This window comes from Streptomyces sp. NPDC058375 (genome assembly GCF_042723425.1).
Taxonomy (GTDB): Bacteria; Actinomycetota; Actinomycetes; order Streptomycetales; family Streptomycetaceae; genus Streptomyces; species Streptomyces durocortorensis.
The window spans coordinates 20,440-29,607 of record NZ_JBHXJG010000071.1 but is presented as its reverse complement, the minus strand read 5'-3'; the positions used below and the strand labels follow the sequence as shown (position 1 = coordinate 29,607).

The following is a 9,168-nucleotide window of genomic DNA, read 5'->3' as shown; positions in this document are numbered from 1 at the left end:
GGGGCCGCCGGGCGGGCGCCGGGGGGTGGGGGGGGGGCGCGGCCCCAACGGGGCGCCCCCCCGCCGCGCTTGTCCCTCATCTCACGTCCGTATGCCGATCTCCGGGAGCCTGCCGATGGCCACGCCCCTCCGCTCCAACCGGGACTTCCGGCTGCTCTGGATGAGCGGCCTGTTCGCCGTTCTGGGCAGCCAGATGAGCGCCCTCGCGCTGCCCCTGCTGATCCTCAAGGAGACCGGCTCCGCCGTGCAGGCCGGCACCGTGGGGACCGTCTCCATCTGTGCCGTGCTGATCACGATGCTGCCCGGCGGGGTCATGGCCGACCGGGTCGAGCGCCGTCGGCTGATGCGGCTGTGCGACGTGGGGAGTCTGCTCGCGGTCACCGCCCTGACCATCGCCGTGTGGAACGGCCACGCCCCCATGGCGCTCGTCCTGCTGGTCGCCGTCGCCGGAGCCGTGCTGAACAGCGTCTACGCCCCCGCGGCCTTCGGTCTGCTGCGCGCGGTCGTGCCGCCGGACCAGATGGGCACGGCGACCGCCCGACTCCAGGCGCGCACCGCCACGGTCCGGCTGGTCGGCCCGCTGGTCGGCGGCGCGCTCTTCGGCGTCCACGAGGCGCTGCCCTTCACCGCCCAGTTCCTCGGGCTGTTCCTGTCGACCGTCTGCGTGGCCCTCGTCCGCACCCGCTCGGCCGCCCACCGGAAGGCGGGTTCGGTGTTCAGCCGCGACGAACTCACCGCCGGCCTCGGCTTCCTCTGGCAACTGCCGTACCTGCGTACGGTGTTGCTGGTTTTCGGCCTCGGCATGAACTTCGCCTTCGGCGCTCTCACCTTCACCGCGCTCGCCGTCTTCTCCGAAGGCGGACGCTCCGGACTCGGCGGCGGATTCGTCATCACCTGCGTCTCGGCGGGCGCCCTCGTCGGCGCGCTGCTCGCGCCCCGGCTCTCCCCGGACCGCCACATCCGGGCCCTCCTGGTCATCACCTGCTGGAGCTGTGTGCTGGCGGCCGGGGTGCTGGCCTGGCTCAGCAGCCCTCTGGTGGCGGGGCTGCTGTGCGCGGTGTGCATGGGCCTGTCGACGGTGGCCAGCATCGGCTTCCTGTCGACCCTGCTGGTCGTCACCCCCGAGGACCGGGTCGGCCGGGTGCAGAGCGCGGCCTCCTTCCTGTCCTCGATCGTCCAGCCGTTCGGCCCGCTCGCGGGCGGCGCGCTGCTGACGGCGCTCGGCCCGCGCAACGCCTTCGGTGTGGTCGGCGCGGTACTGGCCGTCTCGGCGGCCGTCATGACGCTCGCCCCCTCGGTCCGCTCCGGTGCCGTCCCGCCGCCCGCGAGTCCCGCCGCTCCGGACGACGGCCCGGACGAGGGAGCGCACACGGTTCCGGCCGACCTCGTCCCCGACGCCACCGGCCGGCGTGAGGCGCCGGCCCGACCCGTTCCCGACGCCGCCGGTCCCGGCGCACTCTGAGGAGGTACTGCCGTGCCCGGTATCCAGGAGACCCAGCTGTACTGCTTCGCCGACCGCCGGTACTACGACACCCCGGCCCGGCTCCGCGACGAGGAGACCCGCTACCCCCTCGACACGGCCGATCCGCCCGCCGGCTGGCGGCGCGTGGCCGGCGGGCTGTGGACCTCGCTGCTGCCCGAGGACGGCGAACCGGCCGAACAGGGCTGGAAGATCCACGTCTCGACCGTCCCCGAGGAGGCGGCCCGCACCCTTCACGACACGGCCGGAATCTGCGTCCGGCACGGGATCCCGTTCAAGTTCCTCCGCAGTGAGCAGGCCCTCCTGCTGATGTCGGGGAAGTACATGTCGCGGGGCAGCGCGGGGAAGTTCCTCACCCTCTACCCGCCGGACGAGACGGCCCTGGCCCGCCTGCTCGACGAGCTGACCGGGACGCTGTCCGGCCGCCGGGGCCCGTACATCCTGAGCGATCTGCGCATCGGCGACGCCCCCGTCTACGTACGGTACGGCTCCTTCGTCGACCGCTGGTGCCGCGACGCCCGGGGCGAACGCGCACCCGCCCTGCGCCATCCCTCCGGTGAACTCGTGCCCGACGAACGGGGCGTGGTGTTCCGGACGCCCGCCTGGGTGGAGGTGCCCCAACTGCTGCGGCCCCATCTCGCCGCCCGCGCCGCCGCCCGCGACGACTCCTTCCCGTACACCGTCACCGAGGCGCTCCAGTTCTCCAACGCGGGCGGCATCTACCTCGCCCGGCACCGTAAGACCGGCCACCGGGTCGTGCTGCGCGAGGCCCGCCCGCACTGCGGGCTCGACGCGGTCGGCGACGACGCCGTCACCCGGCTGGAGCGCGAGCACCGGGCCCTGTCAGCGCTCGCCGGGCTCGACTGCGTACCGCAGGTGTACGGCGTACGGACCGTGTGGGAGCACCGGTTCCTGATGACGGAGTACGTGGAGGGCTCCACCCTGCTCGAAGAGATCGTCGCCCGGTTCGCTCTGGTCCGCGGTGCTCGCACCGCGGACGAACTCGCCCCGTACACCGCATGGGTGGACCACGTCATCGGCCGACTGGCCCACGCTCTGGGAGAGATCCACGACCGCGGGCTGCGCTTCGGTGATCTGCACCCCTCCAACATCATCCTGCGGCCCGACGGCCGGCTCGCCCTCGTCGACTTCGAGTACGCCACCGAACTCGACGACGACCGAACCCCGTTGGCCGGTGCACCCGGACTTCAGGCACCGCCCGGCACCCCGGGAGCGGAAGCCGACGCCTACGCCCTGTGGGCGACCTGGCTCACCATGCTGATGCCGCTGACCGAGATGGCCTCCCACGACCGGGCCAAAGCGCTGTCCCTGGAGTCCTGGGCCCGGGAGCGCTACGGTCTCGCGCCCGACGCGGGACCGGCCCGCCCGGCGCTGCTGCGGGCGGCCGAGCGCGCCGCCGACCGGGAGGGCGAGATCGCCGCGCTCCTCGGCGGTCCCAGGCCCGACTGGGCCGAGCTGCGGACCCGGCTGATCGCGGGCATCCACGCGGGCGCGACGCCCGAGCGCCGCGACCGGCTCTTTCCCGGCGACCCCAAGGGCTTCGCCACCGGCGGCACGGATCTGGCGCACGGGGCCGCCGGTGTCCTCTACGCCCTCCACCGCGTCGGCGCCCCGGTCCCGGGCGACTGGACCGACTGGCTCGCGGAGGCCGCCCGCCGCCGCGACCCCGCGTCCCCGGGCGGTCTCTACGACGGGCTGCCGGGCGCCGCGGTGACCTTGGCCCGGCTCGGCCGCCCGGACGAGGGGCGCGCACTGTTCGCCCGGGCTGTCGAGGCCGTCCACCCCTCCACCTCCGCCGACCTGCTCACCGGTCGCGCCGGCATCGCCCTGGCCGCCGTCCGCCTGGCCACGGCCGGCCCCGGCGCCCCTGACCCGGAGCTGGTCGACACAGCCCTGCGCACCGCCTGGGAGCTGGACTGCCTGGTGCGGGGCGAGACGGTGGCGGGCGGCCCGGCCGTCCCACCCTCGGCCGGACTACTGCGCGGGCTGAGCGGGGTGGCGCTGCTCCACCTCGAACTGCACGGGATCACCGGCGAGGACTGGCTGCTGCGCGCCGCCCGGACCGCCCTGTACCGGGACTCCGGCCACTGTGTGGCCATGGACGACGGGACGGTCCAGGTCAAGGACGGCCGCCGCCACCTCCTCTACCTCGACCAGGGCAGTGGCGGCTTCGCCCTGGTCGCGCGTGCTTACCTGGCCCGGCAGGAAGCGCCCGCGCTCGCCGGCCTGCTGCCGGGTGTGCGCAAGGGCTGCGGCAACGAGTTCGTGCGCGAACCCGGGTTGTTCACCGGGCGCGCCGGACTCGTCGCGACCGCCCGCCAGCTGGAGGGCGAAGGACCGGCCGGGCCCGAGGTCCTCGCCTCCGTGCGCAACCTGTCCTGGCACCTGGTCGCCGACGAGGACCGGCTGCTGGTGCCCGGGGCCCGGCTGCGCCGCTGCTCCGCCGACCTGGCCACCGGGGCCGCCGGACTGCTGCTCGCCCTGCATTTCCTGGCCGGGGCGGACACCGACGAGGCCGCCGCCCCAAAGGCTCATGGCCCCGGGGGCGACGGCCGTCGGCCGCACGATCTGCTGAATCTGCTCACCCTGGGGTGAGGGCGGCGGCGGGCGCGCCGGTCCGGTCGCCCGCAGCCCCCTGCTCGCCCGCCTCCTGCTGTTCCCGTGCGAACAGGCAGAGCAGGCGCGGCACTTCGTACAGCGCGGCGTGTGCGGTGACCTCGCCCGTCGGGGAGGTCACCGCACCGGCGTCGATCAGCGACTCGACCGCCCGGATCGCCGCCCGCTCCCCGCAGCCCAGTGCCGCTGTGGCCCGGTCCAGGGTGAAGCACCCGTCCTCGGCGAGCCCGGCCAACCGCCCCAGCACCCACCGGTCGCCGTCCGCCAGGTCCCGCCAGCCGGACGCGATCCGGCGCCGTACGGAGACGTCCCCGGCGACCAGTTCGTCGAGCGCGGCCGACGGGTCGTCGAGCCGGGCCGCGTACTCCGCCAGCGGCAGATGCCGCAGCACCGCCAGCCGCATCCCGCTCACCTCCACCGCCAGCGGCAGCCCCCCGCAGGCCCGGACGATCCGCAGCGCCGCTCCCGGGTCCGTCCGCAGCCGCCCGGCCCCGATCAGCTTCCCCAGCAGTTCGAGCGCCTCCCCGTCCGCCGGCGCGGGCAGCGCGATCCGGTGCACCGGGGCGAGACCGGGCAACTGCCCCCGGGCGGTGACCAGGACGGAGCACGCCCCCGACCGGGGCAGCAGTCCGCGAACGGACGCCTCGTCGGGCACGTCGTCCAGGACCACCAGAGCCCGGTGCCGGCCCTGCCACGCCTGCCATGCTTCCGCGAGGGCTGAGAGGGCGCCGGGCGTCGTGGGCGCCTCCCCGTGCGCCTCCGCCACTCCACACCACCGCCCCAGCTCCGCCAGGATCTCCGCACGGTCGCGTGCGGTGCCGTCCTCCCGGCGCACCCGGACGTGCACGCGGCCGTCGGGGAAGGGCTCGGCGAGCAGATGCGCCGCCCGGACCGCCAGCGCCGACTTCCCCGCCCCACCCGGACCCGACACGACCACGACACGCTCCTGACCGCCTCCCAGCACATCGAGCAGGTCCCGCAGTTCCTCGCGGCGACCGGTGAACGTCCCCGGCCCGGCGGGCAGCGCCACCGGGTTCGCCGGCTCCCGACTCCCGCCGGGCCGCCGCGCCTCGCGCCCCCGGTCGAGCATCGAGCGGTACAGCGCCGTCATCGCCGGGCTCGGCTCCAGCCCCAGTTCCCTGGCCATCAGCTGCCGGTAGTCGTCGTACACCGCCAGTGCCTCGGCCTGCCGGCCGGACTGGTGCAGCGAGTTCATCCAGGCGGCCCGCAGCCGCTCCCGCAGCGGATGGCGCTCCACCAGATCCCGCAGACCGTCGACCGCGACGGCGGCCCGGCCCAGCTCGATCTCGGCCTCGGCCCAGTCCTCGTACACCGTCAGACAACGGGCCTCCAGCCGGTCCGCCTCCTCGGCCACCCCGGCCGAGTCCCGCAGATCGTTCAGCGGCGGCCCCTCCCACAGGTCGAGCGCCTGCCGCAGCAGCCGGGCCGCGCCGGGCAGATCGCCCCGCTCGGCGGCCGCCCGCCCCGCCCGGGCCAACGACCCGAAGCGCAGGGTGTCCAACTCGCCCTCGGCGATCCGCAGGAGATAGCCCCCGCAGCCGTGCACCACCCGGTCCGGACCGCCGTCCCGGCCGGGCCCGAGCAGCGTGCGGGCGGCGCTGACGTACACCTGGAGGTTCTTCCGGGCGGTACGCGGCGGATCGTCCGGCCACACCGCGTCGGTCAGCACGTCGACCGGTACCGGAGTGTTGGGACGGGCGAGCAGGGTGGCGAGGACGAGGCGCTGCTTTCGCGGACCGAGCGGCAGCTCACGGCCGTCCCGTCGGGCCGTCAGCGGGCCGAGCAGGGAGAAGTGCACGGCACCGGAGGCGGCAGCGGCGCCTGTGCGGACGGGAGGTCGGTTCATCAGCGGGCCTCCGGAGTGGGGGACGGGCGGCGGACTGGACCGTGCGCACGTCTGATACTGCTGTCGCCCGGACCCCCGCGCATCGGGGCCCCGCCCGCACTTTTCGCCCGGGCACCCGACCGAAACCGCCCGGCGCCCCCATGTTGCCCGCCCCGGCCCCCATGCCCGCACGCCCGTACGGTGCCGAGGCCCCCATGGCAGCCGGCGGCCTCGTCGCGGGGCCGCGTCCCGGCCCGGTCCCGCCCTTCGTCCCTCAGGCCGGTTCGGCGGCGCACTCGGCGGCGTACTCGCACAACGCCGCCCGGTCCGCGCGGCCGGTCTTGCCCAGCAGACTGGCCATGTGCTTCTCCACCGTGCGGGGCGAGATCGACAGCCTGCGGGCGATCTGTTGGTTCCCGGGCCGCTCGGGCAGCAGCACGAACACCTCGTACTCGCGCGGCGTCACCCCGCTGCTCCGCAGCGGCGAAGGGATCCGGTCCCAGCCGCCCCGGTGCTGGCCCACGCTCGCCCCGGCCTGGCGCAGTGCCGCCCGGCAGGCGGCGGAGACCGTCTGGACCCCGGCCCCGTAGAAGAACTCCTCGGCGGTCCGCAGCCACGCCACCGGATCGCCCCAACCGTCCACGTGGGCCGCGTCCGCGACCAGCCGCAGCCCCAGGTGGTGGGCGACCGGGAAGGGACCGGAGCGCAGCACGAAGGCGGTCATCAGCCTGGCGGCCCCGGCCGGATCACCCTCCCGGCCCAGCAGCACCGCGTCGGCCAGCTCCAGGAACTGCCGGTTCCAGGCGAGGCAGCCCCCGGGAGCGGCCCGGGCCTCCTCCAGCTCCGCCCGGTCCGCCTCGCCCGCCAGCACCCGCAGCAGCGGGCGCAGCCCGTACCGTCCGCTCAGGTAGTAGTAGCTCGGGTGCTCCAACTCCCAGGCCAGCGCCTCGTCGAGGACTGCCGCCGCCCGTTCCCGGTCCTCCTCCAGCAGGGCCGAGAACGCCCGGCAGAGCCCCGACCGCAGCGGCACCAGCAGCGACTGCTCGCCTCCGGCCCGCCGGAACGCGGCCAGGGCCCGGTCCATGTCCCGACGCCGCCCCCGGTGCGCGGCCATCGTCGCGCCGGTCAGCAGCAGATAGCGGTGGGCGGAAAGATCGCCGACCCGGGCGCTGGCCTCGGCCGAGCGGTCGATGATTTCCTGCGCCTCCTCCCACCGGGCGCACAGCACTGCGTTCATGGCGAGCAGCCCGTCGACGGTACGGGTCAGCAGCAGTGCTCCCAGATCGGTGGCCGCGGCCCGGGCGGAGAGCAGCCGGGAGGCGTCCCCGGACCGCATGAAGGCGTTCGCGCCCAGCCGCACCAGTGCCTCGACCCGCCAGACCGGCAGGGCGTGGTCGGTGGAGATCGACAGCATGCGTTCCAGCGCGGCGTCCGCGGCGTCGAAGCCCTCTTCGCGCCGCAGCAGCGCCAGCAACTGCCAGGCCTGGCAGGCCACCACGGGCAGCCCTTCGGTCTCGGCGGTCTCGGCGGCCTTCTGTACGGTCTGCTCGGTCTCCACCGGATCCCGGCCCGTACGTCCGTGCCCGGGAAGCAGCGCCAGATAGCCGTCGACCACCACGAGCGCGGCGCGACGACCCGGGGACGGTGCCGGGCCGAGGAGCACACGGGCCGCCTCGACCTGGAGGGCGGCGTCGGCGGTGCGTTCCGCCATGACCGCAGCCCAGGCGAGTTCGACGTGGATCTGACCGCGCCGGCCGGCGGCCTCGGAACGCACGGGAACCGGTGGCAGCGCGTCGGCCAGCGCCAGCGCGCCGTCCAGATCGCCGCCCTCGGCGCGGGCGACCGCCAACGATTCGGCAACGGCTGCCCGGTCGGCCTCGTCGGCCAGGGGGTGCGCCCGCTCCAGCAGTACCACGGCGGAACCGTGGGCCCCCGAAGCGAGCATCCGTCTTCCCGCCGCCGCGAACTGGCGGGCTGCCCCGGCCCGGTCACCCGCTGCCAGTTGGAGCGAGGCGACCAGCTGCCGCCCGTCCTCGTCCAGCGGCTGTCCGGAGTTCTCGATGGCCGAGGCGGCCCGGCGGGCCAGCGAGGCACGCTCGGCCGGCGCGAGCGAGGAGATCATGGCCTCGGGGGTGAGCGAGTGCCGGAAGGTGTAGCGGTCGGGGGCCGCGCCGTCCGGGGCGATGATCCCGGCCTCCACCGCGGACCGCAGATGCGTGAACAGGGCCCGGTCCTCCAGGCCGGTGACGGTCTGGAGCACGGTCACCGAGAACTGGCTGCCCAGCGTGGCCGACGCCAGGAGGAGGTCCCGCACCGGCTCGTCCAGCCGCTCCAGCCTGCGGGCCCAACTGCGCACGATGTCCGAGGGGATGGAACCGTCCGGTTGGTCCACCGCCTCCCATCCGCCGTCCGTCCGCCGGAGCCGGCCCGTGTCGAGGAGGTCGGCCAGCAGCACCTCCAGCAGGTAGGGGTTCCCCGAGGCGCGTTCGGCCAGCCGCCGGTGCACCGCCTCGGGTATCTCCTGCGGACCCGCCTCCAGACACGAACCCGTCAGCGACCGCATCTGGGCGTCGTGGAGCGGCCCCAACTCCCGTACGGTGGCGACGTGCCGGCGCTCGGCGGAGCGCACGAGGTCCATGGCGGCGCCGGGCTCGGGGCGCAGGGTGCCGAGGAACAGGATGGGCAGGTCGGCGAGGTTGTCGATCACGTACTCGACGACGGCGACGGTCTCCGTGTCGCAGTCGTGCAGATCCTCCAGCAGGATGGTGCATCCCGCCTCCCTGCCCAGGACGGACAGCAGCCGCAGCAGCGCCTCGGCCAGCTCCACGACCGTCTCCGGGTATCCGGGCGACCCCTCCCTGCGCCACTCCGGGACCAGCCGGGCCAGCGCCGGATGGTAGGGCGCGAGCTCCGGATCGGTCGGGGTGCCGGCGGCCCGGAACCGGGACGCGAGTGCCTCGGCGAGCGGGCGGAAGGGCACGACGAGCCCGGTCGAGGTGGCCCGGCCGCGCAGGACCGGCATGCCGAGCCCGTAGGCCCGGTAGGCGCACTCGCCCACCAGCCGGGACTTTCCGATACCGGCCTCCCCGAGGAGGAACAGCGCGCGCCCCGAACGCCGTCGTACGGCGTCCAGGGCGCTGCCCAGCAGTCCGATCTCCTCGTCCCGCCCGACGATGACTGGCGAAGTGGCTCGCATGGCCGCAGA

4 protein-coding genes are annotated in these 9,168 nt (G+C 75.1%); 2 read left to right on the top strand and 2 right to left on the bottom strand.

Features of this window, described 5'->3' with window-relative positions; translation table 11 throughout:
* Positions 1-115 precede the first annotated feature (115 nt).
* Positions 116-1,462 (top strand): MFS transporter, encoded by a 1,347-nt coding sequence (locus tag ACFWM7_RS14655; RefSeq protein ID WP_383260148.1) that lies wholly within the window; start codon positions 116-118, stop codon positions 1,460-1,462.
* A gap of 12 nt (positions 1,463-1,474) precedes the next feature.
* Positions 1,475-4,096, top strand: a complete 2,622-nt coding sequence (gene lanKC / locus ACFWM7_RS14650) for a class III lanthionine synthetase LanKC (RefSeq protein WP_383260146.1) — start codon at positions 1,475-1,477, stop codon at positions 4,094-4,096.
* On the opposite strand, the gene ACFWM7_RS14645 is transcribed toward lanKC, so the two are convergent.
* Positions 4,083-5,984, bottom strand: coding sequence for a BTAD domain-containing putative transcriptional regulator (locus tag ACFWM7_RS14645; protein ID WP_383260143.1), 1,902 nt, complete (start codon positions 5,982-5,984; stop codon positions 4,083-4,085). The two genes, lanKC and ACFWM7_RS14645, sit on opposite strands and share 14 nt — an antisense overlap.
* 253 nt (positions 5,985-6,237) lie before the next feature.
* Positions 6,238-9,159, bottom strand: a complete 2,922-nt coding sequence (locus tag ACFWM7_RS14640; RefSeq protein WP_383260141.1) for an AAA family ATPase — start codon at positions 9,157-9,159, stop codon at positions 6,238-6,240.
* Positions 9,160-9,168: the final 9 nt, after the last annotated feature.